22 protein-coding genes and 2 tRNA genes are annotated in these 26893 nt (G+C 59.8%); 10 read left to right on the top strand and 14 right to left on the bottom strand.

Annotation, left to right across the window (positions count from 1 at the left end; translation table 11 throughout):
- Positions 1-5: 5 nt before the first annotated feature.
- Together ACM62Q_RS03800 and msbA are read right to left on the bottom strand one after the other, a co-directional pair.
- Entirely contained in the window at positions 6-599 is a 594-nt protein-coding gene (locus tag ACM62Q_RS03800) for a response regulator (RefSeq protein ID WP_415033749.1), read from the bottom strand.
- 114 nt (positions 600-713) lie between these two features.
- Positions 714-2498: a lipid A export permease/ATP-binding protein MsbA gene (gene msbA / locus ACM62Q_RS03805; protein ID WP_415033751.1), complete on the bottom strand. Its 1785-nt coding sequence runs from the start codon at positions 2496-2498 to the stop codon at positions 714-716.
- A 125-nt stretch (positions 2499-2623) separates the two neighbouring features.
- On the opposite strand from msbA, the gene ACM62Q_RS03810 reads away from it, so the two are divergent.
- Genes ACM62Q_RS03810 through ACM62Q_RS03820 form a run of 3 tightly spaced genes read left to right on the top strand, consistent with a single transcriptional unit; the run spans position 2624 to position 5658 of the window.
- The gene (locus ACM62Q_RS03810; RefSeq protein ID WP_415033753.1) at positions 2624-3211 is read left to right on the top strand and encodes a toluene tolerance protein; all 588 of its coding nucleotides are present in this window, start codon (positions 2624-2626) and stop codon (positions 3209-3211) included.
- Between the two features lie 22 nt (positions 3212-3233).
- A complete protein-coding gene (locus ACM62Q_RS03815; protein WP_415033755.1) occupies positions 3234-4169 on the top strand; it encodes a GNAT family N-acetyltransferase in 936 nt (311 codons plus the stop codon).
- A gap of 10 nt (positions 4170-4179) precedes the next feature.
- A complete protein-coding gene (locus ACM62Q_RS03820) occupies positions 4180-5658 on the top strand; it encodes a PIG-L deacetylase family protein (RefSeq protein ID WP_415033757.1) in 1479 nt (492 codons plus the stop codon).
- Here the strand turns inward: ACM62Q_RS03820 and ACM62Q_RS03825 are convergent.
- The 10 genes from ACM62Q_RS03825 to ACM62Q_RS03870 form a co-directional block, all read right to left on the bottom strand.
- A complete protein-coding gene (locus tag ACM62Q_RS03825; protein ID WP_415033759.1) occupies positions 5650-6282 on the bottom strand; it encodes an acyltransferase in 633 nt (210 codons plus the stop codon). The two genes, ACM62Q_RS03820 and ACM62Q_RS03825, sit on opposite strands and share 9 nt — an antisense overlap.
- Complete coding sequence (locus ACM62Q_RS03830) at positions 6279-8273, bottom strand: acyltransferase family protein (RefSeq protein ID WP_415033761.1); 1995 nt, start codon at positions 8271-8273, stop codon at positions 6279-6281. The genes ACM62Q_RS03825 and ACM62Q_RS03830 overlap by 4 nt, the downstream gene beginning before the upstream one ends.
- Before the next feature lie 19 nt (positions 8274-8292).
- Positions 8293-8928 carry a CatB-related O-acetyltransferase gene (locus ACM62Q_RS03835; RefSeq protein WP_415033763.1) on the bottom strand — a complete coding sequence of 212 codons (636 nt, stop codon included), beginning with the start codon at positions 8926-8928 and terminating at the stop codon, positions 8293-8295.
- 3 nt (positions 8929-8931) lie between these two features.
- Positions 8932-9813, bottom strand: coding sequence for a glycosyltransferase (locus ACM62Q_RS03840; RefSeq protein WP_415033765.1), 882 nt, complete (start codon positions 9811-9813; stop codon positions 8932-8934).
- Positions 9814-9824: 11 nt separating this feature from the next.
- On the bottom strand, positions 9825-11258 hold the full coding sequence (locus ACM62Q_RS03845) for a hypothetical protein (RefSeq protein ID WP_415033767.1): 1434 nt from the start codon (positions 11256-11258) through the stop codon (positions 9825-9827).
- A 20-nt stretch (positions 11259-11278) separates the two neighbouring features.
- Positions 11279-12184 carry a glycosyltransferase family 2 protein gene (locus ACM62Q_RS03850; protein WP_415033769.1) on the bottom strand — a complete coding sequence of 302 codons (906 nt, stop codon included), beginning with the start codon at positions 12182-12184 and terminating at the stop codon, positions 11279-11281.
- A gap of 4 nt (positions 12185-12188) precedes the next feature.
- Complete coding sequence (locus ACM62Q_RS03855; protein ID WP_415033771.1) at positions 12189-13934, bottom strand: carbamoyltransferase; 1746 nt, start codon at positions 13932-13934, stop codon at positions 12189-12191.
- 172 nt (positions 13935-14106) lie between these two features.
- Positions 14107-14793, bottom strand: coding sequence for a lipopolysaccharide kinase InaA family protein (locus ACM62Q_RS03860; protein ID WP_415033775.1), 687 nt, complete (start codon positions 14791-14793; stop codon positions 14107-14109).
- Between the two features lie 5 nt (positions 14794-14798).
- Positions 14799-15692 carry a lysophospholipid acyltransferase family protein gene (locus ACM62Q_RS03865; RefSeq protein ID WP_415033777.1) on the bottom strand — a complete coding sequence of 298 codons (894 nt, stop codon included), beginning with the start codon at positions 15690-15692 and terminating at the stop codon, positions 14799-14801.
- 78 nt (positions 15693-15770) lie between these two features.
- Positions 15771-17510, bottom strand: coding sequence for a diguanylate cyclase (locus tag ACM62Q_RS03870; RefSeq protein ID WP_415033779.1), 1740 nt, complete (start codon positions 17508-17510; stop codon positions 15771-15773).
- A 43-nt stretch (positions 17511-17553) separates the two neighbouring features.
- Here ACM62Q_RS03870 and ACM62Q_RS03875 point away from each other — a divergent pair.
- A tRNA-Thr gene (locus tag ACM62Q_RS03875) sits at positions 17554-17627 on the top strand.
- A gap of 238 nt (positions 17628-17865) precedes the next feature.
- On the opposite strand, the gene ACM62Q_RS03880 is transcribed toward ACM62Q_RS03875, so the two are convergent.
- Positions 17866-17950 (bottom strand) — tRNA-Leu (locus ACM62Q_RS03880).
- A 247-nt stretch (positions 17951-18197) separates the two neighbouring features.
- Complete coding sequence (locus ACM62Q_RS03885) at positions 18198-20474, bottom strand: NADP-dependent malic enzyme (protein WP_415033781.1); 2277 nt, start codon at positions 20472-20474, stop codon at positions 18198-18200.
- Between the two features lie 280 nt (positions 20475-20754).
- Here ACM62Q_RS03885 and ACM62Q_RS03890 point away from each other — a divergent pair, with 280 nt between their 5' ends.
- The 6 genes from ACM62Q_RS03890 (at position 20755) to ACM62Q_RS03915 (ending at position 26855) form a co-directional block, all read left to right on the top strand.
- Positions 20755-21522 carry a 3-hydroxyacyl-CoA dehydrogenase gene (locus ACM62Q_RS03890; RefSeq protein ID WP_415033783.1) on the top strand — a complete coding sequence of 256 codons (768 nt, stop codon included), beginning with the start codon at positions 20755-20757 and terminating at the stop codon, positions 21520-21522.
- A 57-nt stretch (positions 21523-21579) separates the two neighbouring features.
- Positions 21580-24021: a heavy metal translocating P-type ATPase gene (locus ACM62Q_RS03895; RefSeq protein ID WP_415033785.1), complete on the top strand. Its 2442-nt coding sequence runs from the start codon at positions 21580-21582 to the stop codon at positions 24019-24021.
- A complete protein-coding gene (ccoS, locus tag ACM62Q_RS03900; RefSeq protein WP_415033787.1) occupies positions 24021-24239 on the top strand; it encodes a cbb3-type cytochrome oxidase assembly protein CcoS in 219 nt (72 codons plus the stop codon). Before ACM62Q_RS03895 ends, ccoS begins: the two co-directional genes overlap by 1 nt.
- Positions 24240-24573: 334 nt before the next feature.
- Positions 24574-26001 (top strand): cytochrome-c oxidase, cbb3-type subunit I, encoded by a 1428-nt coding sequence (ccoN, locus tag ACM62Q_RS03905; RefSeq protein WP_415033789.1) that lies wholly within the window; start codon positions 24574-24576, stop codon positions 25999-26001.
- 15 nt (positions 26002-26016) lie between these two features.
- Complete coding sequence (ccoO, locus tag ACM62Q_RS03910; RefSeq protein WP_415033791.1) at positions 26017-26652, top strand: cytochrome-c oxidase, cbb3-type subunit II; 636 nt, start codon at positions 26017-26019, stop codon at positions 26650-26652.
- A gap of 8 nt (positions 26653-26660) precedes the next feature.
- Positions 26661-26855, top strand: coding sequence for a cbb3-type cytochrome oxidase subunit 3 (locus tag ACM62Q_RS03915; protein WP_205202041.1), 195 nt, complete (start codon positions 26661-26663; stop codon positions 26853-26855).
- The last annotated feature ends 38 nt before the right edge of the window (positions 26856-26893 follow it).

Genomic DNA, 26893 nt, shown 5'->3' on the forward strand with positions numbered 1-26893 from the left:
GGCACTCAGGAAGCGCGCATCAGGCGGGGGGCGGCGTTGCTGCTGGCGGTGGTGCCGGATGCCGCATTGGCGGCGAGGAGTGTCCGGCGCGGTACGCCGGTGGCATCGAGCAGGCGGGTCATGCGGAAAAAAACTTCTTGCCGCGAGAAGGGCTTTTTCATGAAATCGTCGGCCCCGATGCGGGTGCCGAAAAACTGTTCGATAGCCTGCTCGTTGCCGCTCATCATGATGACCGGAATATTGCGCGTCGCCACGTCGCGGCGGATGGCGCGCAGGGCGGCAAAACCGTTCATGCCGGGCAGCATGATGTCGAGAAAAACCACGTCGGCACCGTGCTGCTGCAAGGCGTGCAGGCCGTGTTCCGCATCGAGGCATTCGATGGTTTCGTAACCGGCCGAACGCAGAAATTTGCGCAGCACGGTGCAAATGGTTTTTGAGTCATCAATGATGATGGCACGGGTGCCCATGCAGGCATCAACACGCTCGCCATGGCGGCGTTCGGCGGCTTTGGCGGGGGTGTCGGGCTGAGTGGTGGTCGGCTGTAGGGGAAGATTCGGCGTGTTGCCGAAGAGGCTTTTTAGTTGGTCGAGAATGCCCATGGTCGCTCCGTTGACACAGGTGATGCGGCTGCTTCAATGCAGTACGCATTGCACCATGATTGCATTTGCATGTCCATCGCTTTATGCAAAACGCGCTCTGGTGCAGGCAAAAAATCAGTTTTCGCTGAACTGCAGGGTGTGTAGGCGAGCGTAGGCAGCGTTGTGTTGGAGCAGCTCTTCGTGCGTGCCGCGTTCAATGATGCGCCCTTCCTCCATGACCAAAATGAGGTCGGCTTTTTCGATGGTGGACAGCCGGTGCGCGATGACCAGCGTGGTGCGGTGGGCGGTGGCGGTTTCCAGGGCAGCCTGGATGTGGCGCTCGGATTCGGTGTCGAGCGCCGAGGTGGCTTCGTCGAGAATCAGGAGTGGCGCGTTTTTCAGGATGGCGCGGGCAATCGCCAGCCGTTGCCGTTGGCCGCCGGAAAGCAGCACGCCATTTTCGCCGACCAGGGTGTCGTAGCCTTGCGGCAGGCGGCTGATGAATTCGTCGGCGTAGGCGGCTTTGGCCGCAGCAATCACGGCCTCGCGCGGGGTGCCGGCGAGATCGCCGTAGGCGATGTTGTTGGCGATGCTGTCGTTGAAAAGCGAAATCTGCTGGCTGACCAGAGCGATGTGCTGGCGCAGATTCTTCAGGGTGTAATCGCGCACATCCACCCCGTCGAGCAGGATGTCGCCTTCGCTGTGCGGATAAAAGCGTGGGATGAGGTTGGCGAGCGTCGATTTGCCGCTGCCGGAGCGCCCGACCAAGGCAATCATCTGCCCCGCCCGGGCGCTGAATTCGATGTCCTGCAACACCGGTTGTTCGGCACCAGGATAGGTGAAATTGAGCGAGCGCACTTCCAGGTGGCCGTTGATCTGTTCGGCGCTATAGCTGCCGTGGTCGGTTTCCGGTATTTCGTCGAGCTGGGCGAAAATGCTTTCCGCCCCGGCCAGCCCCTTTTGTATGGTCGAACTCACCTCGGAAAGTTGGCGGATCGGTTTGGGCAGCATGCCGGCGGCGGTGATGTAGGCCACCAGATCGCCCGCCGTGGCCTCGCCGCGCAGATAAAGTACGAGAAAAAGCACCACCGCCATGGCCGAGAAAGACACCATCTGCAAGGCCGGCGTAAAGAGCGCGCCGGTGCGCACCATGCGCAGTTGTTTGTGGGTGTTGTCTTCGCTGGCCTGCTTGAAGCGTTCGGTTTCGTAGGCTTCGCCGCCAAAACTGCGCACGGCGCGGTAGTTCTGGATGGTTTCCGAAGAGACATGGGTCAGTTCGCCCATCGATGCCTGAATCTTCTTGCTCTGTTTCCTGAACTTGCGGCTGGCGCTGCCGACCAGCACGCCGATGACGGGCAGAATGGCAAGCATCACCAGGGTCAGCTTCCAGTTCATCCACAGCAGATAGCCGAAGAGAAAAACGATGGTCAGCCCTTCGCGCACCACCACCTTGATCGCGTCAGTGGCGGCACCGGTAACCATGGTGACGTTATAGGTGATGCGCGAAATCAGGTGGCCGGAGTTGTTTTCGTCGAAATAGCGGTTAGGTAGGCGCAACAGGCTGTTGAACAGCGCCTGGCGCAAATCATTGACCAGGCCCAGCGAGACTTTGGCGAGATAGTAATTGCCCAGGTAAGAGCCCAGGCTGCGCCAGGCGACGATCATCACCATGAGGATGGGCACGCCCCAGATGAGCGGCACTTCGCCCAACAGCGGCAGATAGTGCACGGCATCCTGGCCCGGCGTATTGATGCCATCGACGAAATATTTCAATACGCCCGCCAGCATCGGTTCGGAGGAGGCAAAAATCACATAACCCAGCAAACTCACCGCGAAATAGCCGATGTAAGGGCGCACATAGCCCAAAAGGCGCAGGTAGATTTTCAGGGAGGAGGCCGAAGCGGCTTGGGTTTTGGGCATGTGGCGCAAGGTTTTCAGCGATTGCCGAGTCTACCACGCGCCGCAGCGGCGGATTTTCCCGCGCCGGTAGCCCGTGGCGAATGCGTTAAACTGCCGCCTTTCTGGGCAGTCGATGGGAGCGCCGGTTGGAGAAGTTGAGCGAAGCGGATTACCAGCGTTTACGGGCGGGGGCAGAGGTGCTGGAGCAAGACGGCTTTGGCGAAAAAGTCCTGCTGCTTGCCGATGGCCGCATTCTCAAGCTCTTTCGGCGCAAACGTTTTTTCAGCTCGGCGCTTTATTATCCCTACGCCCAGCGCTTTGCCGACAATGCCCGGAAACTCGCCGCCATTGGCGTGCCGGTGCCGGCGGTGGAAAAAGTCTGGCGCATTCCAAGCATCGAGCGCGACGCGGTGTTGTATACGCCGTTGCCGGGTAACTCGCTACGCACAATGCTGGGCGAGGATTTATCCGCTGAGCGCAAACAGGCCTGGCGTACCCAGTTGAGCCAGCTCGTTGCGCATCTGTTTGACCATGGCATGATTTTCCGCTCCCTGCACACGGGCAATGTGATCGTGATGCCGGAAGGGCAAATGGGGTTGATCGACTTTTCCGACATGCGTTTTTATCGTGCCTCGCTCGGACAGCGCCGGCGGGCGCGCGGCATCCGCAAAATGCTGGCAACGGAAGGCGAATGGCTGGATACGGCCATCGTCTTCAAAGCGTCTGCGGCCTGAATGATGAACAAGAGGGCGTGACGTGCGGCTTTCCTCATTTTCATTGACGGGTTTTTGCGGCAATCGCCTACGCGCCTTGCGCGAACGCGGATGGACGGCCATTTCCGCCGAAGACTATCGCGCCGCCTGGATGCGTTGGGGCGGCAGCGTGGCCACGCATCCGGAGGTGGTCAGTTCCTTGTCGGCACTGGCGGAAATCCCGGTTAGCTATCGGGGCTGGTTTGCGGGCGACACATTGCAGGCCGCCATTCCCACCTGGGGGCGGCATCTCGCGCTATCGCGGCAGGTGCTGAAAAAAGCCGGCAAGCGCGGCGTTTTCGATCTGGGCAATGCCGAAATCCTGCTGCCCCTTGCGCCGCAAAGCCAGGGGGTGACGCTGCGTCATCGGGCGAGCTATCTGGGCGATATCCACGCAGGCCAGGTCAATGGCTTGCGCGCGCAAGGCGAGCAGTTGATGCGGGCGCGTCCACCCGAGGAATACGGCAAAAAATTTCTCTACAACCAGCGCCGCGAGCGGCGTTTGCTGGAAGAAAGCGGCGGGGAAATCGTGCCGGTTCAGCATCTTCCAGCCGAGGAAATCGCTGCGCTTTACGAAAATCTCTTTGAAAAACGCTGGGGTTTTGCGGTGCCGGGCAAGGCCTATCTGGCACGCGTTTTTACGGCATTGCGCCCGTTCATGATCGGGCATTTCATCCGTATTGGCGGGCAGCCGGCGGCCATCCAGATCGTTTATCGCGTCGAAGCGCCCCATTGGCTGAGCGCGGAATACATCAATGGCGGCGTCGATCCGGCGTTCAACGCGCTGAGCCCCGGCAGCGTGCTGACCTTCGTCAATACCCAAAGCGCGTGGGCGGAAGCGCGGGCGCTGGGCAAGGATCTACGCTACTCCTTCGGCCGCGCCGACCGCGACTACAAGGCGCGCTGGTGCCGCAGCGTGGCGGTTTTCGAGAGCGGATGAGGCTGTCGGCATGATGGAACTTTCCCGCAAACAAACGCTGCTCAAACGCTATCGGCGCAACAAGCGGCTGGGCATGTTGGCCGTGCTGGCAGGATTGCTGGCCCTCACTGCCTGGCTTTCCTGGTGGCTGCTGCCGCTGGGCGTGCTGCTCGCCTGGGTCATCCATGAAGCCGCATTTGCCGACCATCTTTTTTATGCGCCGCAGGAAGATTACCGTTACCGCTTCCCGGAAGATACGCCTCGCTTCACCTGTGCGATAACGGGGGCTCATTTGCTGCTGCCGGCCGGGGTCGATGTGCCGGACATCGCCCAGGCCACGCTCATTCTGAAAATCCGCCTGCAGGGCCGCCTGCTCGGCCGCTGGTTCGATCCCGCCGTGATCGTTGGCGACGACGAACAGAGCTTCGAGCGCGGCCTGCGAGGCTGGCGCTACCTGAATCTGAGCGGGCAGGGAGAGGCACTCCAGGCGGGCAATTTGCGTATCGTCGGACGTTACTGCCGCCTGCCGGAACATGCCGAACTCCATGTTTTCCCGGCGCGCCCGCTGCCCGAGCGCACCATGATCCTCGCCCCGCATGCCGACGATGCCGAACTTGCGGCTTTCGGTTGGTACAGCAGCGCCGCGCAAACCAGCGAAGTCAGCATCGTCACCTTGACGCAAGGCGAAATCGAAGCAGAGCATTTTCGCCGTTTAGGGCGCGATTTTGCTTTGGATACGGCGCAGGCGGCGCGCCTCAAAGGCCGTCTGCGCGCCTGGGACAGCCGGGCCATTCCGCTCTGGGGCGGCGTGCCGGCCACGCACTGTGTGCAACTTGGCTATTATTGCCTGCGCCTCAAGGAAATGCAGGCGGCACCCGCCACGTCCTTTGCCTCACGCGAATCCGGCGACAGCGACACCCGCCCGGTGCGCCGCAGCAACCCCCTGAGCTTGCCGGGCGACGCCGACGGTCAGCCCACCTGGCACAATCTGGTCGCCGATCTGCTTGTCTGCCTGACCCACTACCGCCCGCAACGCATCCTCCTGCCCCACCCCGAACTCGACCCGCACCCCGATCACATCGCCACCGACCAGGCGCTGAACGAGGCGCTACACCATCTGGCACGCGCCGACGGCTGGCAACCCGAGGAATGTTTCCTCTACGCCAACCACCTGTCCGACAATGACCGCTGGCCCATGGGTGCCACCGGCACCGGTATCGCCCTGCCGCCCGCCCTGATCGACCTGCCCGCCGATGCCCTGTATTGCCACGTTCTGGATCGCGCGCAACAGCTCGACAAAGCCATGGCCTTACGCATGCAGCACGATTTGCAAACCCCTCTGCCCTTCAAAAAACGCTTGCGCCGGGTTCTGCAAGGGGTTTTATTGCGCCGCCGCTGGCCACTCGCGGGGGAAGATGAGTTTCAACGCAAAGCAGTGCGCCGCCATGAGCTGTTTTGGGTGCGCAAACCTGCGCCGCTCTGTGCGCTGCAAAAAGGCAGATCAGAGTAAAGCGCGGTCCCAGCGCACCCCGCGTTTGACGATTTTCCCCGGGACACCGGCAATGACGCAATTTCCTTCGGTAAACGCCCGGCTGACCAGGGCGCGCGTGGCGACGATGGTTTCTGGCTGCAACACCGTGCCTTTGAGCAGGGTTGCGCTGCGTCCTATCCATACCCGGTCGGCGATTCGGATATCTTCTGAGGGGTTGAGGCGCGCGCCGCTCTCCAGGTCGAGAATGGAATGCTTGTCGCCGGTGCGGATCATGATGTCGGTAGACAACATGCAGTCACGCCCGATATCGATGCTGGCGGCTTCGTCGATGAGCAGAAAAGCCCCTTGCACCGTGGTTTGTGCGCCGATGCGGATGTGTTGCCCGCTGGTATCAAAGAGATAAATTTTGCCGCTGGAAAAACGTGCATCATCACCGATTTCAATGCAGTTGTTGTCACCGTAGAGGCGAATTTCGCAGTGGGTCAGGGTAACGTTTTCGCCAATCAGGAGCTGATTGTTTTTCCCTCGCAGCTTGATTTTTACCTTCTTCAGCAAACGCGCACTGGAGGAAGGGAGCTGCAGCCGGTTGCCGGAGCTAATCTGAAAACGGTTTTTGTAGAGCAGGTTACGTAACCAGATCATGGGTTTTCTCCGGCACCCGCCGCAGTGGCTTGAAAAATCGGGGCAAACAAGGGGATCAACAGACGATTGCCGCGCATGCTCAGGTGGTCGTCGTCGACATAGAGCGGCACGCCGTCACGGGCACCGTAACAGCGCTCGTTATCGCAAAGGTAGGGGAGCGGGTCGAGTAGCGTGATGCCGCAGCGCTGTGCAGCCTCGGCCATGACCTCGCGCACGAAAGCATGGCGCGTATGGTAATCGGTCAGCGAAATTGATAATTCTGCCGGCAACTTACGCATGAGCGCCTTACCTATGGCCTTGGGAACGTCGGCAGGCATTTCGGGTACCGGCATCAAGGCGTAAACCTTGCGGGTCTGGGCAAGCTTGCAGGTGCTGGCCAGATAGTGTTGGCGGAATTCCTCGAGATAGGCGGCATCGACGCGTTGCGGTTTTTTCGAGAAATACAGCAAGGGCGTTCCGGGTTGGGCCGGGGTGTGGCTGGCGGAATCTCCGAGGGGGTAGGCGCTCAGGCGATTGATCAGAATCAGCGGGGTGCCTGGACGGGTTTTGTCCAGCTCAGTAAAAATGGCGGTGTTGAGTTCTTGGCAATCCTCACGTTTGCCCTGTGCCCATGTGGCACCTTCTATCAACAGGCAGCCGCCGGCGGCGTGAAACGCCAGCCCATCGCGTTCAGGGGCCGGCAAACTATCTTGCACAGCGGTGACGATGGAGTCGGCGTGGCTGTCTCCGGCAACGATGGCGCGTATCTCCTGACCGCCGAAAATGCAGCGGGCCTGGCTGTTCAGGCATTCGTCCTGACGCGGGTTGGTGTTGTCACGCTCGGCAGCAACGGCGGCGACTTTTTCTGGCAGGCGTTTGGGTAAGCCATTACGACGTGCGGCTTGCGCAAAGACACTCAGAATGATGATGGCCAGGAGAAGCCAGGCCAGCGCCTGCAGGTTGCCGCGCGCGTTCAGCCATCGCCGGGCGGGGTTTTCCACAGCGCGATAGGACAGTTCGCTGAGCAATAAGGACAGCGCCAGCGCCGCGCCCACCCAGAGCATGTCTTTTTGTGTGTCGAAGTACACCAGCGCCACGAAGATTGGCCAGTGCCACAGGTAAATGGAATAGGAGCGTAAACCCAGCCATTGCGCGAGCGGGTTACCCGTGCTTAAAGATTGTGTGCGCCGGGCCAGCAAGACCAGGGCCGCACCCAGTGTTGCCGGTAAGGCGAGCGCGCCGGGCCAGGAGTGCTGGGCGTTGATGAGTGTGATGCTGGCCAGAATCAGTCCCAGTCCCAGCCATTCTGCCGCGCGTTGTTGCGCGGGGCTCCATGCCAGGCGGCCGGCAAAAAAAACCAGGCCGCCGAGAAGCAATTCCCAGGCGCGTGCCGATAAAAGATAAAAAGCGCGCTCGGGTTTGATATTTACCCAATATACGGCGAGCCCGAAGGAAAGTAGCAGGGCCAAAATGTGTAGCAGCAGCAGAAGGCGCGGTTTCGGAAAGAAACGGTGCACCAGGGCGAGCAGGAGCGGATAGAGTAAATAAAACTGCCATTCCACCGCCAACGACCAGGTATGCAGCAGCCATTTTTCATGCGAGGCTGCATCGAAATACCCAGATTCCTTCAGGTAGCGCAGGTTGGACATGAAGAACAAGCTGTCCCGCGCGTGACGCCCCATTTGTTTGTAATCGGCAGGCATCAAAATCAGCGCGCCGACGACGAGTACGACGAGTACGACCAATAACAGCGCCGGGACAATGCGCCGCGCTCGCGCCAGATAAAAGCCGACGAGCGTGAAACGCCCCTTTTCTAGGCCGCCCACCACAATGCCGGCCATAAGAAAACCAGAGATGACAAAAAACACATCAACTCCGGCAAACCCGCCGGAAAATCCCGGAATGCCGAAATGATAAAGAACGACCGCGGCCACCGCCCAAGCGCGCAGGCCATTGAGATCGGGGCGGAAAGCGGTGTCTCCTGCGGCGGAAGATAGATTGTTTTGCGTCATCGATCGAATCGGAGGGAGGTTATTTTTGTGCGGATTTTCGTTCCCTGGCGTATGTCAGGAAGTTTTCAATGTCGGGGCTGCACAGCAGTGGGCTGATTGAGCGTATTTCATCTTCCGGCCAATCCCACCAGGATGTGCCAAGGAGCGCGGTGCGGGTTTCGGCATCAAAGCGCCAACCGATGGTTCTGGCCGGGTTGCCACCGACAATGCAATAGGCGGGGACGTCGCGGGTGACGACGGCTCCGGCAGCAACCACCGCACCATGGCCAATAGTGACGCCGGAAAGAATCATCACATTGCTGCAGATCCAGACATCGCTACCGATTTGTACGTTGCCTCGGCTGCCGCCGTAATCGGTGATGTGGCTGGCTTCGACGATTCTTGCCGGGAAGGGAAAGGTGCTCACCCAGTCGCTGCGGTGCTGGCCGCCCAGAAAAATCTCTACGCCAGTGGCAATTGAGCAGTAGGCACCAATACTCAGGGTGCTACCCTCATCCCAGTCGTGTACCACGGGCATTCCATAAGTGCCGCTGCCCATCTGGTAATTGGGATAGCGGCGCAAAAACTTGGCGCGGTCGCGTTGCAGTTTGGGCAGCTTGCTGATTTTGCGACGTTCACGTCGGTCGAGGTAGCGTTTCAACCAAAGGAGTTTCATGGTTCAGGGTTTTCCCGGCAGCCATAAACGCAGCAGTCCGCGCAGGGTTTTGCGCGTCCAGGCCGAGTACGGAATCTGTTTGAGCAACTCGCGTGCAAGTGTTTTGTCAGTGCGGGCGCATTTAAGAAACATGCCATTGAGAAAGTGCTGTCGCGCTTCTTCGTACAAAGGATGCTCGGCAAACAACGCATAGCTTTGCAGCACGTTGTCGATCATGAAGCGGTGGTTCTTGAAGGTGTTCGTAGGGTGTACACGGTACTGCGCGAGCACCTGCGGCAGGCTGTCAATGGTGTAACCCGCATGGGTGATTTTTAACCAGATCTGCAGGTCTTCCAGTCGAATTTCTGAATTAAATCCACCCGCCGCCTGCAGAGCGGATTTTCTGAACAGCATGGTTGCGGCTGGGGGTAAGGGGACCCGATCGAGAAAAATGTCGGAAAAATCGAAGCGGCACAACTGGGCTCGTTTGGCCTCAGGTTTTCCGATGGCCTCTCCGCGGCTGTCGATGAGCTGGATGTTGCCGGCGCAGATGCCCACTTCCGGCTTGTCCTGCATGTAGGCAACTTGCAGGCTGATGCGCTCAGGCAGCATCACGTCATCCGAACCAAAGGGGGCGATCAGGCTCCCGCGTGCGCGCGTAATTGCACGGTTGAGTGTGCTCGACAATCCTTGATTGCTTTGTTCGGTGAAATCAAAGCTATATCGGGCTTGCAATGCCTTGATGATCTTGGCGCTGTCATCGCTGGAACCATCATCGACCACGAGCAGTTCAATGTTTGGATAGGTCTGGTTTAGCACGCTCTGAATCGATTGTGCGATATAAGGCGCGTGGTTGTAGCAGGCGATGATGACCGTAACCAGAGGTGTTGTTTCAGGGCGCATCATGATCTATCCCGCTATCTGCCGATGGCCAGTACAGTTTCCCCCTTGCGATTGGAGAACTGCGCCAGGATTCTGAGTTGGTGTGCAGAGAGCCAGTCCTGAAGCCAGGTTTCGTTGGCTTTGGTTTCGAGCATCAGGTAGCGGAATCTTTCGGGTTCGTCCTTCGCCTGGGAGAACGTGACCATGGATTTGTAGCCGAAGCCGGCGTAATACTCGATACGCGGTTCATCGTAATAAATCACGTCAGAGGCCGCAGCATGTTCCGCCAGCCAGCGTCCGGCCTCGATGTAGTGTGTCTTTTTGGCGCTGAACGAAACCACGTTGGCGAGCATGACGATGAGGGCGAATCCCAGCAGCAGTTTGGCAAGCTTGCGGTGGCTGACGGAAAAATGCGCCAGAGCAAGGGCGGCAAGTGGCGTTAGCAGCAGATTCAGGAAGCTCAGGTAGCGCGAATTGACGAATTGTTCGTGAAAGAAAAAAATCAGCAAGACCACGAAATACAGCCCGGCTGCGATACAGGGGAGGGAAAAGACCAACGCAGCCTGCCTGAGCCCTTCTCGTCCGGCCGACGAAAATAGGGGAAAGATGAATGGGCCGAGTAATTTCATGAACTTGACACTGATCAGCCCGATGACACCCACAAGAACCACGATATGCGCGTCGTCTCGGGAGTATTTGTATTGCAGGCTGGCAGCGAATTGCTGGGTGATCGCTTGGAAATCGTTGTATACCTGCAATGGGCTGAGCATTGCCAGATAGTATTCAAGGCGAGAACTTGAGAGCTGTGTGGCAACCAGCAGCAGGCTGGCGACACCGAGCAAAGGCAGCCAGCAGAGTTGGGCGAGTCGCAGCCAACCCTCGCCTTGGCGCAGGCTGGGGGTAAGCCAGAGCACCAGGGCAAATTCCAGGAGTACGGCTTCCAGGCGAAAGACGATGGCGCCGCCAATGGCAGCTTGCACCAGCAGTGCGCGCCACCAACCGCCACGCGCCTGCCAGCGGTAGGCGAGCCAGAGGCTCAGCATGCTGAAAAACCAGAAACCGTGCTCACGGATAATGTCGTCGCGGAAACTGTTGAATGCTGGCATGGCGAGCGCTACTAGAACGATCCACCAAGTCGCTTGCGGGGCGCGTTGCAGCGTTAGGTCGACCAGTAGAGTGCAGGTGCCGGCCATGAACAAGGCGCAAAGTAGATAGGCGAGCGTTTCGATGGGCAGGTCGCTGAGTTGATGCAGCCCGGCCAGCACGGCCGGGAAGCCGATCCAGTTGAAGCGGGCGGCACCGGCGGCCAGGCCATGATCGACGATGGTACGGGCAATATCGACGTAGAGCGCCCCGTCTTTACCAATGGTGACACTGCCCAGATAAGCGATGAGAGAGAGCAGGAGGCTGGCAGCGAAGGTGCTGGGGATGGGGCGCAGGCCGCGGATGAGATCGGCGAAAGGGGGCATGGGTTTCCGGATGCTTGTGATCACGAACTGAGCAGCCAGCGCAATCCTTTGCGCAGGTAAGTCCACCGTAGCGCCTGCAGTGGATTTAGACGCAGTGCGCGGCGGTAAAAATAGCCGGCACGCGGCATTTCTCCGGCATTTAGTGCGGCACGAAAGAGCGATAGGTAACGCTGTGCGCGATAGCGCTGGCGCAGCGGTTGGCACTCGGTAGGCAGGCTGGAAAATACCTCGTCGACGATGGTCAGCGCGCGTTCCTCTTCGTCATCGCGTAAATGGCGCAGGCTGTCGGCGTGTTTGTGAATGCGCGCCAAGGCTTGTTCGGTAGTGAGCACGGGGGCGCTGACGAGCAAGTGGCAAAAAACCGGAATATCCTCGCCGCTGCGTAGGTTTTCTGGATAAGGGCGCTGCAGCAGCAGATCACGACGAAAAAGTGAGCAGCAGTGTGAAATTGAAATGCTTTTGCTCAGAAGGTAGCGGCGGGCCAATTCCTTGGCGGAAGCTTTTGGCACTGCCGTAGGCAGGCGTAGTCGTTCTCGACCATCTGGGTGTACGGAAATTTGTGCTCCGAGAACCATGCCGACCTCAGTGTCGCGGGATACGATCGCGCGCAATACGTTCAGTGCGTTCGGCATGAGTTCGTCGTCGGCATCCAGCAGCAGAACATAAGGGGCTTTGGCCAGTCTGATGCCGTGGTTGCGGGCGGCGGCAGCGCCAGCATTCTCCTGGTGCACAGCGCTTAATCTGGGATGTCGGGTGGTGTATTCCGCGAGACGCGTAGCGGTGTCGTCGGTAGAGCCGTCGTCGATGACGATCAGTTCATCATTTTCTGCAAGCTGAGGCAGCACCGAATCCAGCGCGCGCGGCAATAGGTGGCCGTAGTTGTAGCTGGGAATGATGACGCTGATTGTCGGGCAGGATGCATCCATGCAATCAGCGGCCCTTCATCACCAGCACATCCTGCATGATCAGATACTGCAGGTCTGACCCGAAGAACATGTTCAGGGCATCGGTCGGCGAGCAGATCATCGGTTCGCCGCGGCGGTTGAGCGAGGTGTTGAGTACCACGCCGTTGCCGGTGAGTTTTTCCATGGCCTGCATCAGGTCGTAGTAGCGCGGGTTGTATTCGCGCTGCAACACCTGGGCGCGGGAGGTGCCGTCTTCGTGCACGACTTCCGGCACGCGGGTTTTCCAGGCTTCGGCGACTTCGAAGGTGAAGGTCATGAAGGGGGCGGGGTGGTCGCTGCCGAGCATTTCTTTGCCGACCGTGTCCAGCATGGAGGGACAGAAGGGTCGCCAGCGTTCGCGGAACTTGATCTGCTCGTTGATCCGGTCGGCGACGCCGGGGGCGCTCGGGCAGCCGAGGATGGAGCGTCCGCCGAGGGCGCGCGGGCCGAATTCCATGCGGCCCTGGAACCAGGCGACCGGGTTGCCGGCGGCAAGGATTTGCGCGATGCGCTCGGGTACGGCGCTGTCGCCGTCGGCGATGACTTCGTATTGCGGCTTGGCCGGGTGGCGGGCGCAGGCGGCGATGACGTCCTCGTTGCTGTACTGCGGACCGAGGTAGACGTGTTCCATTTTCTCGACCGGCACGCCGCGTTGTTGCGAAACGTAGGCTGCCGCGCCGATGGCGGTGCCGGCATCGCCGGAAGCCGGCTGCACGAATAGTTCCTGCAATTCCGGGCGGGCGATGATCTTCTGGTTGAGCTTGACGTTGAGCGCGCCGCCGCCGGAAAAGGTGAGCTTGCCGGTTTCCTTGAGGATGTCGCCGAGGTAGTAGTCCATCATCTGCAGCGCCAGATCCTCGAACAGCTTCTGCATGCTCGCCGCGTAGTGGATGTAGGGGTCGTCGGCGATGTCGCCGTGGCGCATCGGGCCGAGCCATTCGATCAGCTTGGGCGAGAAGTAGTAACCCTTGCCCTTCTCCTTGTAGCGGCGGAAACCGACCACGTTGGCGTAGTCGGTGTTGATGACGAGTTCGCCGTTCTCGAATTTCGCCAGGCGCGAGAAATCGTAGCGGGTCGGGTCGCCGTAGGGCGCCATGCCCATGACTTTGTACTCGCCGTCGAGCATCTCGAAGCCGAGATATTCGGTGAGCGCGCCGTATAGGCCGCCGAGCGAGTCGGGGTCGTAGAATTCTTTGATCTTCGTGATCTTGCCGTTCTCGCCGACGCCGAAGAAGGTGGTGGCGTATTCGCCCTTGCCGTCGATGCCGAGAATGGCGGTTTTTTCCTTGAAGCCGGAGCAGAAATAGGCGCTGGCGGCGTGCGTCAGGTGGTGCTCGACCGGGACGACCTCGATTTTCTTGAGATCGAAACCCAGTTGCAGCAGGCACCATTCGATGCGCTTTTTGTAACGTTTGAAACGGCGGTTGCCGGCAAAAATCGCGTCCAGCGCCCGGTCCGGCGCGTACCAATAGCGCTTGGCGTAGTGCCAGCGGGCTTTGTCGGAAAGGCTGATCGGGGCAAACGGAATGGCGACGGCGTCAACCTCGCCCGGTTGGATGCCGGCGAATTCCAGGCAGAAACGCGCCGATTCGTAAGGCATGCGGTTCTTGGCGTGCTTGTCGCGCACGAAGCGTTCTTCTTCGGCGGCAGCGACGAGTTTGCCGTCAATATAGAGGGCAGCGGAGGGATCGTGGGTGAGGGCGCCGGAAAGTCCGAGAATAGTTAGGGCCAAGGCTCAGTCTCTGATGATCGGTAATGACGGCCAATAGGCGGCCGGAAAGGCTGAAGTATACCTGCTCAGTGCTTTATTGATCCGGCCAAATAAGGCTGAGCGTTCCGTTCGGGCGGTCTTTTGAAGTCCTTGGGCCAAGCTGGGGCAAACGACGGGGCATGACTTCAAACGCTCAGGCCGCAGGGGGTTGGGGCGATAATGCCGCGCGATGGGCGTTGAGCAGCACATCCCATTCGTTGGCGTTCCAGAGTCGCTGGTGGCGGCGCAGTTGGCTCAGGTCGTGGGCGGCAGCGCGCCAGGGCAGCGGCGGGCGGCGCAGTTTTTCCAAGTCGATGAAAGCGATTTCTGGCAGATTTTGCGCCGCATCGTCTGGCCAGCGGGCCATGACGTGTTTGCCGTAAAAGCAGCTGTGCTGCAAACCGGCGCGGTGCATGCGCCCGGCAGCGGTGCCGACGGCGACGGCCAGTTGCTGTTTTTTATCGCTGGCAAGCTCGCCCAAATCGTCGAGCGCGACAAATTGCACCAGTTCGCGGGTGACCAGCAGACCAAGAAAGCCTTCGCCAGTCTTGCGGCTGGCGTGAAATACCGGCTCCGGCACGCGAATACCCAGGGCGCTCAGTTGCTGGATGTTGGCGTATTCGCGCTCGGTGGTGGGGCGGCCGAAGGGGTGGCGCAGGCTGCGGTAGCAGTGATCGCTTTGTTTTTTGATGAAATAGAGCGTCTCGCCGATGCGCCGGGTGGCCATGCCGCTCCAGCCGGCGCGGCGCACGTTGGGCTCTTCGATCCAGGCGGCGGGCAGATTCCACCAGCCGTCAAAGTCGTCGGGGCATTGGCTGGCGGGTAATGGGGTGTGGGGCATGGGGCTCATCGATAAAGATTGGGGTCGGTGCGCAGCGGGCGCGTTTTGAAGCGGCGGTGCACCCAGTAATACTGGCTGGGCATGCGGCGAATTTCGTTTTCGATCCAGGCATTCATGCGCGCGGCGTCGGCGACTGGGTCGGCGCTGGGAAAATCCTTCCAGGGCGCGCCCAGTGTCAATTGATAGCCCGCGCCGCCCGGCAGCATGCGCGTGACACAGGGCAATACCTGCGCGCCGGCGGCTTTGGCCAGGCGCGGCAGGCCGGTGATGGTGGCGGTCTGAATGCCGAAAAATGGCACGAACACCGCATCGCGCCGGCGCGGGCTGATGTCGGGCAAATAGTAAAAAGGGCGGCCGGCTTTCATGGCTTTTACTGTGGGACGGGCGCTGTCATCGCGCGAGATGAGAAGTTGGTCGCCAAAACGGCTGCGCCCGCGCAGAACGGCGGCATCAAATACCGGGTTGCTCTGTTTCGAGTAAATGCTGACGATGTCAAAGCGCTGGGTTATGGCGACGCCACCGGCATCCAGACCGAGAAAATGCGGTGCCAGCAAAATCACCGGCTGTCCCGCGGCACGCGCGGCGTGGAGGTGTTCTTCTCCCGTAACCTGCACCAGACGGCGGATGCGTGCGGCGCTGCCCCACCACAAAATGCCGCGCTCCAGGACGCTGCGCCCGATGAGGGAAAAATGCTCGCGGGTGATCTGGCGGCGTTGTGCGGCGGGCAGTTCAGGAAAGCACAAGTCGATATTGCGCTGCGCCACCTGCCGCCGGCTGCGGGCAAAGTAATAGAGTAGCCGCCCTAGGCTGCGCCCAATGCGGGCGAGCACGGGCAGCGGCAGGTGGTGCAAGAGCCAGAGAATGCCCAGGGCAAGCTGGCTGGCGAGGCGGGAAAACATGGTGGCAGCAAATGATTTGGCCGCACGCAGCGGCCAAAATTGTCCTCAGAGGAGGGCGATTTTACCCGAACGCTCGGCTTAGACGCTGATCACCCGATTCTTACCCGTCTGCTTGGCCTGGTACATGGCGGCATCGGCGCGCTTGATGGCGCTGTTCTGGTCGTCTTGTTCCGTCATTTCCGTGACCCCGGCGCTGAAGGTGATGAGCACTTTTTCGTTGTCGTGCATGAAGAAACGCTTGGTCAGTTCGCGCTGCAGGCGGGTCAAGGCTTGTGTGGCGTCTGTGAGATGGGTTTCCGGCAACAAGATGATGAATTCCTCGCCGCCGTAACGGGCGATGGTGTCTTGCGGGCGCAGGGTTTGCCGGCAGACGGTGGCAAGGTGAATCAGCGCCTGATCGCCGGTGGCGTGGCCCATGCTGTCGTTGAGTTTCTTGAAGTTGTCGATGTCGAGCAGGCCGACGCACAATACGGTGTCGTGACGGCGGGCGCGGGCGATTTCCTTGGCGAACATGTCGTCCAGACCGCGCCGGTTGAGTACGCCGGTGAGCTGGTCGTGGCGCACCAGATCGCTGGTGGCTTCCAGCTCGTTTTCCAGTTCGTGGATGCGGTTTTCGGCCAGGCGTACTTTTTCCTGCGCCGAGCGCAGTTCTTCGTGCGAGCGCTGGGCGTTCAACTGCACGTTGCGCGTCTCGCGCATGACTTCGGCGATGACGTTTTCCAGTTCGTTGATGTCGTTGGCGGCGCTGATCTTGTCGGCGTAGGCTTCGATTTTGTCGTGGTAGTCCGAGGTGGTGTCGGCAAAATCGGCGAGCTGATCGACGAAGCCGGCGAGCATCTGCTTGATGGCGTCGCGCGCTTCGAAGAGACTGGCTTTCAACTGGCTTTGCTTGAACAGCACCTCTTTCAAGCGCCGTCCGGCATCGTCGAGACTGCGCTGCGACAAAGGTTTGTCGATGATTTCGCGAACCACCTCGATCTGGCCGTGCAGCCAGCGATCATCGATGACGAGCTCATTGATGTTGGTGACAAGTAATTGCAGGAGTTGCAGCAAACTCTGGCGCAATTCCTGATCGTCTTCGGCGAGCAACTCGAGCTTGAAGGCAAAGCGTTTGAACTGCCCCAAGCAGTGTTCGATGCGTTCGTTACCGTCGATCTTTCCGATTTCGCCGGCCAGGCGGCGTGCCTCCTCCGCCAGGGCGGGCTCGTGCGCCAGTTGCCCGGCGATCATCGTTTCCAGGGTGAAGCCGAGCAGGTTTTTCAAGGCGGCATCGAGACCTTCGCTGCTGCTGGGCAAAATACCCAGGAGCTCGCTGCTGGCCCCGGTAAATTCGCCGGTGATGCCCTCGCCCCAGGATTTGAGCAGGTTTTGCAGGCGGCCGTAGAGGGTTTCCGGGTTGCTGCTGCTGGCGCTGAGGACGTGTTCCAGCATTTCCCGCTTGCGGGCGGCGGTCAGCCCTTGGTGGCGGGCATCCCATTGCTGCAAAAGTTGATTGATGAGTTCCGACCAGCTTAATTTCTGCGCCTCGATCAAGTTGTTGATGAAGTCGCACAAGGTGTTGCGATAGGCGTCCCAGTTGTTGCTTTTGATGTGCTCTTCCAGGCGCCGAATCAGCCCCAGCTGGTCCGGGCTATTGCGCGGCAGCGCTGCCGTCAGGGCGCGCAGATGGTGTTGCGGAAAACTGTTTTGCGTCGGATCAGAGCCGGCGATTTCGTGATACAGCGTCAAATAATGGTCCGGCGTTGGCGCAATGCGCCGTACCGCCAGCTGTTTCAGCGTCTCGCGGGCGATGTCGAAGGGCGTACTCGGGTTGGCCATATTTTTACAAGGCTTTCTTCAGCTATAATCGCGCCCCGACCCTGCCCCCATAGCATGAAGGTCGTGCAGTTGATTTGTAATCATCAGGTGTTGGTTCGATTCCGACTGGGGGCACCAGGCAGTTTTTAAATAAAATTGATCGGGCTGCTCAAGAACCCTCTGTGTGACAGGTTTTTTTTGGGGGTTTATGCGTTTTTGCAACGTCAAAGAGTAGCAAAAAAGCGGCTGCGAGAAAGCCGTTGCTTGAGCTTTTTACCTGTGTTTTGCCTATGTGCCGGGTAAAAAAACAACAAAAAAGAAAGCAACAAAAAACCCGTTGATCACAAAAGATGCAACGGGCTTTTCGTGTTTTTCATGGTGCCCCGAGCCAGACTCGAACTGGCACGCCTTTCGGCGGCGGATTTTGAATCCGCTGCGTCTACCGATTCCGCCACCGGGGCCGGGGGGAGCGCGGATTATCCACGAATTGGCGAGGCGGTTCAAGCGTTCCGGAAGATTTTCTAGGGCCGCAGCGTCAAATTTTCCGTGTTGAGGCGTTGGTGAGGGGCGGCATGCGTGGTGGCATGTGTAGCGGCATTTGCAAGATACCGCTGGTGGCGCAGCGCGCTTGATCGATAGGCTTGGCGCGCTGTTTGCGGCATGAAAAAACCGCCTTGCGGCGGTTTTTTACGGGCGGTGCAGTGACGTTTAGCGTTCCATCGATTCCACCACGGCCAGCGCCGTCATGTTGACCAGGCGGCGGACGGTGGCGGTGGAAGTCAGGACGTGCACCGGGCGGGCCATGCCGAGCAAGATGGGGCCGATGGTGACGCCTTCGCCGCTGGTCATCTTCAAGAGGTTGTAGGAGATGTTGGCGGCGTCGATGTTGGGCATGACGAGCAGATTGGCTTCGCCCTTGAGTGCACAATCGGGGTTGGCCTGGCGGCGAATGGCTTCGTTCAAGGCCGAGTCACCGTGCATTTCGCCATCGACCTCGAGTTCGCCGGCCGACAGGGCGGAAATGAGGCCGGCGGCCATGCTCATCTTGCGCGCAGAGTCGGAGCTGGCCGAGCCAAAGTTGGAGTGCGAGAGCAGGGCGATTTTCGGCTGGCTGCCGAAGCGTTTCACCTGTTCGGCAGCCATCAAGGTCATTTCGGCAATTTCTTGGGCGTTCGGATTTTCGTTGACGTGCGTGTCGCACAAAAAGAGCGAGCGGCCCGGCAGCATCAGGTAGTTCATCGCGGCAATGGTATTGACCCCGGCGCGCTTGCCGATGACGTTGCTGACGACCCCCAGATGGTGGCTGTATTGGCCGGTCATGCCGCAGATCATGCCGTCGGCGTAGCCGAGCTTGAGCAGCATGGCACCGATCACGGTCGGTTTGCGGCGCAGCGCTTCCTTGGCGACCGCCGGAGTGACGCCGCGGCGCACCATGAGCTTGTGGTAGGCCGTCCAGCATTCGCGGTAGCGTTCGTCGGCTTCCGGGTTGACGATTTCAAAGTCGATATCCGGACGGATGCGCAGCCCCGCTTTTTTCAGGCGGTGCTCGATGATGTCGCGCCGGCCGATGAGGATGGGGCGAGCGAATTTTTCTTCGATGACGACTTGGATGCCGCGTAAAACGCGCTCTTCTTCGCCCTCGGTGTAAATGATGCGCTTGCCTTGCGCCTGGCGGGCCGCCTGGTAAATGGCGCGCATGCCGACGCCGGTGTGATAGACGAATTCCGAGAGTTTGGCGCGGTAAGCGTCCCAGTCGGTGATGGGGCGGGTGGCAACGCCGGAGTCGATCGCAGCCTGGGCGACGGCGGGCGCGATTTTGACGATCAGACGCGGGTCGAAAGGTTTCGGAATGAGATATTCCGGGCCGAAGGAGAGGGTGTGGCCGGGGTAGGCCATGGCCACTTCGTCGGTGACTTCGATTTCCGCCATTTCGGCAATGGCGCGCACGGAAGCGCGCTTCATTTCTTCGGTGATGCGGGTGGCGCCAACATCGAGCGCGCCACGGAAAATGAAGGGGAAACAGAGGACGTTATTGACCTGGTTGACGTAGTCGGAGCGGCCGGTGGCGATGATGGCGTCCGGGCAGACTTCCTTGACCAGTTCCGGCATGATTTCCGGGGTCGGGTTGGCGAGCGCGAAAATCATCGGTTTGGCGGCCATGGTTTTGACCATGGATTGCGTCACCACGCCGGCGGTGGATAGGCCGAGGAAAACGTCAGCGCCCACCATGGCATCGGCTAGGCTGCGCATTTCGGTTTCCCGCGCATAGCGCGCCTTGGTGTCGTCCATGCCGCCGGGGCGGCCGACGTAAATGACGCCCTTGGAGTCGCAGACGGTGATGTTTTCGCGCTTGACGCCGAAATCGCACCATAGGTTGAGGCAGGAAATCGCGGCCGCGCCGGCCCCGGAGCAGACGACTTTAATATCTTCGATTTTCTTGCCGACGACTTTCAGGCCATTGAGCATGGCGGCGGCGGAAATGATGGCGGTGCCGTGCTGGTCGTCGTGGAAAACGGGGATGCTCATCCGTTCCTTCAGTTTTTGCTCGATATAGAAGCATTCCGGGGCTTTGATGTCTTCCAGATTGACGCCGCCGAGTGTCGGTTCGAGCGCGGCGATCATGTCGATCAGCTTGTCTGGGTCGTTTTCGGCGAGTTCGATGTCGAACACGTCGATCCCGGCAAATTTCTTGAACAGGCAGCCCTTGCCTTCCATCACCGGCTTCGAGGCGAGCGGGCCGATGTTGCCGAGGCCGAGCACGGCGGTGCCGTTGGTAATGACGCCGACCAGATTGCCGCGCGAGGTGTAATCGGCCGCGCAGGCTGGATTGGCGACGATCGCTTCGCAGGGGGCGGCAACGCCGGGCGAGTAAGCGAGGGCCAGATCACGTTGGTTGGTGAGGCCTTTGGTCGGTTGTACGGCGATTTTGCCGGGGTTGGGCAAGCGGTGATATTCAAGCGCGGCGTCGCGCAGATCCTTTTCCACGGAAATTCCTTGGCTGATGAGATGGGAAGAAGATGAAAGAGCTGAAAACGGGCTGCGGGCGGTATTCCCCTAGAACGCAGCGGGCCATAATTATAAAGGAGTGCATGTGGGCTGCGGCGTTTGCGACAGGGCGAGTCTGTGACATTCTGTATCTGCTTGGGCTGGGTTTTATGGTGCTTGGTTTCGGCTGCCGGGGCAGTTAAGATGCTCCCCGTGCCCATACGCTACCGTTTGGTGGCGCGGTGCGAAATAAGGGAAAAATGACTCTAGGAGAATAAGCATGTTGTTGAAAGACAAAGTATTTGTGGTAACGGGCGGTGGTTCGGGTTTGGGCGCTGCAACGGCACGCGGTTTGGTTGCGGCCGGCGCAAAAGTGCTGTTGGCGGACGTCAACCAGGCCGCTGGCGAGGCGCTGGCGGCGGAGTTGGGGGCGGCGGCAAAGTTTGTGGAAACTGACGTCACCAACGAGGCTTCTGCCGTCAATGCGATTCAGACCGCTATTGGCGCCTTGGGCGGCATTCATGGCCTGGTGAACTGCGCTGGCGTCGCGCCGGCCGAAAAGGTGGTGGGCAAAGAAGGGCCGCATCGCCTGGAGAGTTTTGCCAAGGTGATCAATATCAACTTGGTCGGCACCTTCAATATGCTGCGTCTGGCCGCTGCCGAAATGCAGAAAAATGCGCCGGATGAGAACGGTGAGCGCGGCGTGATCATCAATACCGCGTCGGTTGCCGCTTACGAAGGTCAGTTGGGGCAGGCGGCTTACGCAGCATCCAAGGGCGGCATCGTGGCGCTGACCTTGCCGGTGGCGCGCGAACTGGCGCGCAGTGGCATCCGCTGTATGACGATTGCTCCGGGCATCATGGAAACGCCGATGCTCTTGGGTATGCCGCCGGAAGTGCAGGACTCCCTGAACAAGATGGTGCCTTTCCCCGTGCGCATGGGCAAACCGGCAGAATATGCCGCGCTGGTGCGCCACATTGCCGAAAACGCTTATCTGAACGGCGAGGTGATCCGCCTGGACGGTGCCGTCCGCATGGGCACCAAATAAACTATACTCGGACGCTGTCCTGGTTCCCAAAGGCACTTCGGTGCCTTTTTTGTTTGCATGACTGATGCTTCCTGTTACCACTGCGGTTTGTCGATTCCCGAAGGGGTCGAGATTGCCGTGACGATCGACCATACGCCGCGCGCGATGTGTTGCCCCGGCTGTCAGGCGGTGGCGCAGTCGATCGTCGATAACGGCCTGGGCGATTATTACCGTAGCCGCGATGCCCTGCCGGAATCGCCGCGCGAAGCGATGCCGGCAATTCTGGAACAAATGGCCTTGTTTGATCATGCCGAATTCCAGAAAAGCTTTGTCAAAGCCCTGGGCGAGCACGAGCGGGAGGCTTCCTTGCTGCTCGAAGGGATTACCTGTTCAGCCTGCATCTGGCTGAACGAGCGCCATATCGGCCAGTTGCCGGGGGTGCTGGCGGTCACCATTAATTACACCACCCGGCGGGCGCGGGTGCGCTGGGACGAGCAAAAAATCAAGTTGTCGGCGATTTTGCAGGCGGTGGCGGCTATTGGTTACCGCGCCTACCCCTACGATGCGGCAAAAAATGAGGAAATCACCCGCACGGAGCGCCGGCAAGCCCTGTGGCGCGTGTGGGTGGCCGGGTTTGGCATGATGCAGGTGATGATGTACGCCTTCCCGGTGTATGTCGCCAACGGTGAAATGAGCGCCGATATCGAAAGCCTGATGCGCTGGGCGAGCCTCGTACTCACCGTGCCGGTGGTGTTTTATTCTTCCGCGCCATTTTTCCGTAATGCCTGGCGCGACATGAAACTGCTGCGTGTCGGCATGGATGTGCCGGTGGCGCTGGGGGTCGGCGGTGCCTTCGTCGCCAGTTGCTGGGCCACCGTGCAGGGCGGGGGCGAAGTGTATTTCGACTCAGTCACCATGTTTGTGTTTTTCCTTTTGGGCGGGCGCTACCTGGAAATGACGGCGCGCCAGAAAGCCTTGAGTGTGACCGAGGCGCTGACCAAATTGCTGCCGGCTTTCGCGCAAAAGCTGACGCAATTTCCGCAAACGCGCGAAGCGCAGCAGGTTCTGGTGGCCGATCTGGCGGTGGGCGATCATGTGCTGGTGCGCCCCGGTGAAACCATTCCGGCCGATGGGGTGGTGGTGGAAGGCAGCAGTTCGGCCAATGAATCTCTGCTCACCGGCGAAAGTCATCCAGTAAGCAAAGTGGTGGGCGATAGTGTGACGGGCGGTGCGGTGAATGCGGAAAGCCCGCTCATCGTGCGCGTCGAACAGGTGGGCGAGGCGACACGCCTGTCGGCGATCGTGGCCTTGATGGAGCGGGCGGCGCTGGAAAAGCCGCGCATGGTCGAAGTGGCCGACCGCGTGGCGAGTTATTTCGTTGCCGTGCTGCTCGTGGTGGCTGCCGGGACGGCGCTCGGCTGGTATTGGGTTGATCCGAGCAAGGCCTTGTGGATTACGGTTTCCGTATTGGTCGTGACTTGCCCTTGCGCATTGTCTTTGGCAACGCCGATTGCGCTCACCGTGGCGGCCGGAGCACTGGCGCGCGACGGGCTGTTGGTGACACGCGGGCATGCCATTGAAACCTTGGCGCGGGCGACACATTTCGTTTTCGACAAAACCGGCACCTTGACGCGCGGCCAGATGCGCTTGGTCGATGTGCTGTGCCTGCGCGATGTGCCGCGCGAATCCTGTTTGGCGATTGCCGCGGCGCTCGAACAGGCCTCCGAACATCCGCTGGCGCATGCCGTGCGTGCGGCCTGCCCGGAGGGGCAAAGCCTGCCTGTGCGGGCTGCGGTCAATGAGCCCGGGCAGGGGATTGCCGGGGAAATTGCTGGGGCGAGCTATCGTATCGGCCGTCCGGCTTACGCTTTGGCGCTTTCCGGGCAGGGGTTGCCGGCGGAAGGCGAAGCTTGGCTAGAGAGTGGCGATACCGTGGTCGTGCTGGCCGATGCGGCGGGGGCGCTGGCCTTGCTGCGCATCGGCGATGAATTGCGCCCACAAGCCAAGGAAGTGGTCGATAAATTGCGGGCCCTGGGTAAGACCGTGGTGCTTTTGTCGGGCGATGCTCCGGCGGTGGCGCAACGGGTGGCGAGCGCCTTGGGGATCGAGGAAGTGCACGCCGGAGTGACTCCGAGTGGTAAGCATGCCTGCGTGACAAAACTGCAGGCGGACGGTGCCGTGGTGGCGATGGTGGGCGACGGTGTCAATGATGCGCCGGTGTTGGCCCTGGCGCAGGTGTCGGTGGCCATGGGCGGGGGCGCGCAGCTGGCGCGCACGCAGGCAGATTTCGTTTTGCTTTCAGAAAATCTGGCGCATTTGCAACACGGTGCGCAGCGCGCGGCGCTGACGCTAAGCGTCATTCGGCAAAATCTGTGGTGGTCGTTTGCCTATAATATCGTGGCCTTGCCGGCAGCGATTGCCGGCTATGTCACGCCCTGGATGGCGGGAATTGGCATGTCCTTGAGTTCCTTGCTGGTGGTGCTGAATTCCTTGCGTATCCAGCGTCTGGAGGTGGAGTGATGGAAAGTGTCTACTTGCTGATTCCGGTTTCGGTGGTGCTGGTATTCGGAATTGCCGCAGCCTTCTGGTGGTCGGTGAAAAGCGGGCAGTTCGATGATCTGGAAGGCCCCGCCTTCAAGGTGTTGATGGACGATGACGATGCGGCACAAGGGCGTTTGGCAGATCAGCAGGTTGCGCCGCCAGCCCCAGGTCCCGCCGAAAACCGCGATCCGCAGTGAAAAACACTGTTGCAGAAAAGCTCGCCTCAGTTGACCCAAGTCAACCGCAAGCGCGCCGCCCTCGCGCATCATGCGCAACCAGACGAGGCCCGCGTGCCTCGTGTCGATTCTCTGTTGGGGTTGGGGTGCGTTGCGACGCACCCTTTTTTTGCCTGTAAAAAACAGAGCTGTCGTAGGAGGGGTAGGAAAACATGAAGTATTTTGACCAGATAAATAGTAGATTGATCTAGGTCAAAACAGCTGGTCTGGGCTAGAATACCATCCGCGTTTAGGTGCTGCCTCGGGGTTTTTTGGGTGGGCGGCATTCCGTTTTTTATTAACGAGAGGTGGGTTCATGTCTGGAACACAAACCACATACAATGACAAAGTCATCCGGCAGTTTTCCGTGATGACCGTCATTTGGGGTATCGTCGGCATGCTGGTCGGCGTCATCATTGCAGCACAACTGGTCTGGCCGGAGCTGAATATTGGCCCCTGGCTGACTTTCGGGCGTCTGCGTCCGCTGCACACCAACGCGGTTATTTTTGCGTTCGGTGGCTGCGCACTCTTCGCCACGTCCTACTGGTGCGTGCAGCGCACCTGTCACACCCGCCTTTGGGGCGGTCCGCTGATCCCGCTGACCTTCTGGGGTTGGCAGCTGATCATCCTGCTCGCCGCCATCAGCTTCCCGCTGGGGATTACGACGGGTAAGGAATATGCGGAACTGGAATGGCCGATCGACATTCTGATCGCCGTCGTCTGGGTGTCCTACGCCGTAGTCTTCTTCGGTACCATCGCCACGCGCAAGGTGTCGCATATCTACGTCGCCAACTGGTTCTTCGGTGCCTTCATTATTGCGGTGGCCCTGCTGCACATCGTCAATAGCGCGGAAGTGCCCATCACCCTGACCAAATCCTACTCCGCCTACGCCGGTGTGCAGGATGCCATGGTGCAATGGTGGTACGGCCACAACGCCGTCGGCTTCTTCCTCACCGCGGGCTTCCTGGGCATGATGTACTACTTCGTGCCGAAGCAGGCCGGTCGTCCGGTGTATTCCTATCGTTTGTCGGTGGTGCACTTCTGGGCGCTGATCTTCACCTACATGTGGGCCGGTCCGCACCACCTGCACTACACCGCGCTGCCGGACTGGACCCAGTCGGTCGGCATGTTGTTCTCGCTGATCCTCTTGGCACCGTCCTGGGGTGGCATGATCAACGGCATCATGACCCTGTCGGGTGCCTGGCACAAGCTGCGCGACGATCCGGTGCTGAAGTTCCTCATCACCTCGCTCTCCTTCTACGGTATGTCTACCTTTGAAGGCCCGATGATGTCGATCAAGACGGTGAATGCCCTGTCGCACTACACCGACTGGACCGTCGGCCACGTGCACTCCGGTGCTCTGGGTTGGGTGGCCATGGTGTCGATCGGCTCCATCTACTACCTGCTGCCGCGTCTGTTCGGCAAGTCGGGCATGTATAGCACCGGTCTGGTGACGGCGCACTTCTGGATCGCCACCATCGGCACCGTGCTCTATATCGCTTCGATGTGGATTGCCGGTGTGATGCAGGGCCTGATGTGGCGTGCGGTCAATGCCGACGGCACTTTGGCGTACAGCTTCGTTGAATCGGTCAAGGGTTCCTACCCGTTCTGGGCGATTCGCTGGCTGGGTGGCGTGTTGTTCCTGGTGGGCATGATCATCATGGCTTACAACATGTTCAAGACGATGGTGGGCGGCAAGGTGCAAAACGCACCGGTGATCGCTCCGGCTGGTCATCACGCCTGATTAGGGGGAATAACAATGCTAAAGCATGAACAAATCGAAAAGAGCGTTGGTCTGCTGATCGTTCTCACGTTGTTGGTGGTGAGTGTCGGCGGTTTGCTGGAAATCGTGCCGCTCTTCTTCCAGAAGTCGACCACGACTCCGATCGAGGGCGTCAAGCCTTACTCTGCCGTGCAGATTGCCGGGCGTGATATCTACGTCCGCGAAGGTTGCTATCTCTGCCACTCGCAGATGATCCGCCCCTTCCGCGGTGAGACCGAGCGTTATGGCCACTACTCGGTGGCCGGCGAGTACGTCTATGATCACCCCTTCCAGTGGGGTTCCAAGCGTACCGGTCCGGATCTGCATCGTGTCGGCGGCCGCTATTCGGATGAATGGCAGCGTGCCCACCTGATGAATCCGCGCGACGTGGTGCCGGAATCCAATATGCCGGCCTTCGCCTTCCTTGCGGACACCAAGGCGAAAGCAACCGTCGGTGCCGATATCGAGAAGAAGATGGAAGTTCTGCGCATGTACGCCAATCTGCGCAGCCTGCCCACCTACTCCGATGACGACATCAAGGGAGCCAAGGCCGCCATTGGTGATATGAGCGAAATGGATGTTCTCATTGCTTACCTGCAGGGTATGGGTACGGCACTGAGCACCATCAAGTAATTCAACCAATGGACATCAACGATCTGCGTTCCATCGTCACGGTTGCGGGACTGCTCTGTTTTCTCGCGATCGTGGCCTGGGCCTACGGCAAAAGCAGCAAAAAGGGGTTTGAAGAGGCTGCCAACCTGCCGTTTGCAGAAGAAGATGATCACGGCCCGGCGGGTGACCGCCGTGCCATCGCTGAGACAAAGGAAAGCAAATGAGCGATTTCGTGAGCGAATTTTGGAACCTGTACGTCATC

Source organism: Azonexus sp., assembly GCF_047638095.1.
Lineage (GTDB): Bacteria > Pseudomonadota > Gammaproteobacteria > Burkholderiales > Rhodocyclaceae > Azonexus.

Excerpts from the sequence above, each read along its gene's own strand:
- ACM62Q_RS03870 (WP_415033779.1), bottom strand. The coding sequence starts at position 17,510 with ATGGCCAACCCGAGTACGCCCTTCGACATCGCCCGCGAGACGCTGAAA.
- ACM62Q_RS03820 (WP_415033757.1), top strand. The coding sequence starts at position 4,180 with ATGATGGAACTTTCCCGCAAACAAACGCTGCTCAAACGCTATCGGCGC.
- ACM62Q_RS03860 (WP_415033775.1), bottom strand. The coding sequence starts at position 14,793 with ATGCCCCACACCCCATTACCCGCCAGCCAATGCCCCGACGACTTTGAC.
- ACM62Q_RS03835 (WP_415033763.1), bottom strand. The coding sequence starts at position 8,928 with ATGAAACTCCTTTGGTTGAAACGCTACCTCGACCGACGTGAACGTCGC.
- msbA (WP_415033751.1), bottom strand. The coding sequence starts at position 2,498 with ATGCCCAAAACCCAAGCCGCTTCGGCCTCCTCCCTGAAAATCTACCTG.
- ACM62Q_RS03830 (WP_415033761.1), bottom strand. The coding sequence starts at position 8,273 with ATGACGCAAAACAATCTATCTTCCGCCGCAGGAGACACCGCTTTCCGC.
- ACM62Q_RS03840 (WP_415033765.1), bottom strand. The coding sequence starts at position 9,813 with ATGATGCGCCCTGAAACAACACCTCTGGTTACGGTCATCATCGCCTGC.
- ccoN (WP_415033789.1), top strand. The coding sequence starts at position 24,574 with ATGTCTGGAACACAAACCACATACAATGACAAAGTCATCCGGCAGTTT.
- ACM62Q_RS03890 (WP_415033783.1), top strand. The coding sequence starts at position 20,755 with ATGTTGTTGAAAGACAAAGTATTTGTGGTAACGGGCGGTGGTTCGGGT.
- ACM62Q_RS03845 (WP_415033767.1), bottom strand. The coding sequence starts at position 11,258 with ATGCCCCCTTTCGCCGATCTCATCCGCGGCCTGCGCCCCATCCCCAGC.
- ccoS (WP_415033787.1), top strand. The coding sequence starts at position 24,021 with ATGGAAAGTGTCTACTTGCTGATTCCGGTTTCGGTGGTGCTGGTATTC.
- ACM62Q_RS03825 (WP_415033759.1), bottom strand. The coding sequence starts at position 6,282 with ATGATCTGGTTACGTAACCTGCTCTACAAAAACCGTTTTCAGATTAGC.
- ACM62Q_RS03915 (WP_205202041.1), top strand. The coding sequence starts at position 26,661 with ATGGACATCAACGATCTGCGTTCCATCGTCACGGTTGCGGGACTGCTC.
- ACM62Q_RS03865 (WP_415033777.1), bottom strand. The coding sequence starts at position 15,692 with ATGTTTTCCCGCCTCGCCAGCCAGCTTGCCCTGGGCATTCTCTGGCTC.
- ACM62Q_RS03850 (WP_415033769.1), bottom strand. The coding sequence starts at position 12,184 with ATGGATGCATCCTGCCCGACAATCAGCGTCATCATTCCCAGCTACAAC.
- ccoO (WP_415033791.1), top strand. The coding sequence starts at position 26,017 with ATGCTAAAGCATGAACAAATCGAAAAGAGCGTTGGTCTGCTGATCGTT.
- ACM62Q_RS03895 (WP_415033785.1), top strand. The coding sequence starts at position 21,580 with ATGACTGATGCTTCCTGTTACCACTGCGGTTTGTCGATTCCCGAAGGG.
- ACM62Q_RS03800 (WP_415033749.1), bottom strand. The coding sequence starts at position 599 with ATGGGCATTCTCGACCAACTAAAAAGCCTCTTCGGCAACACGCCGAAT.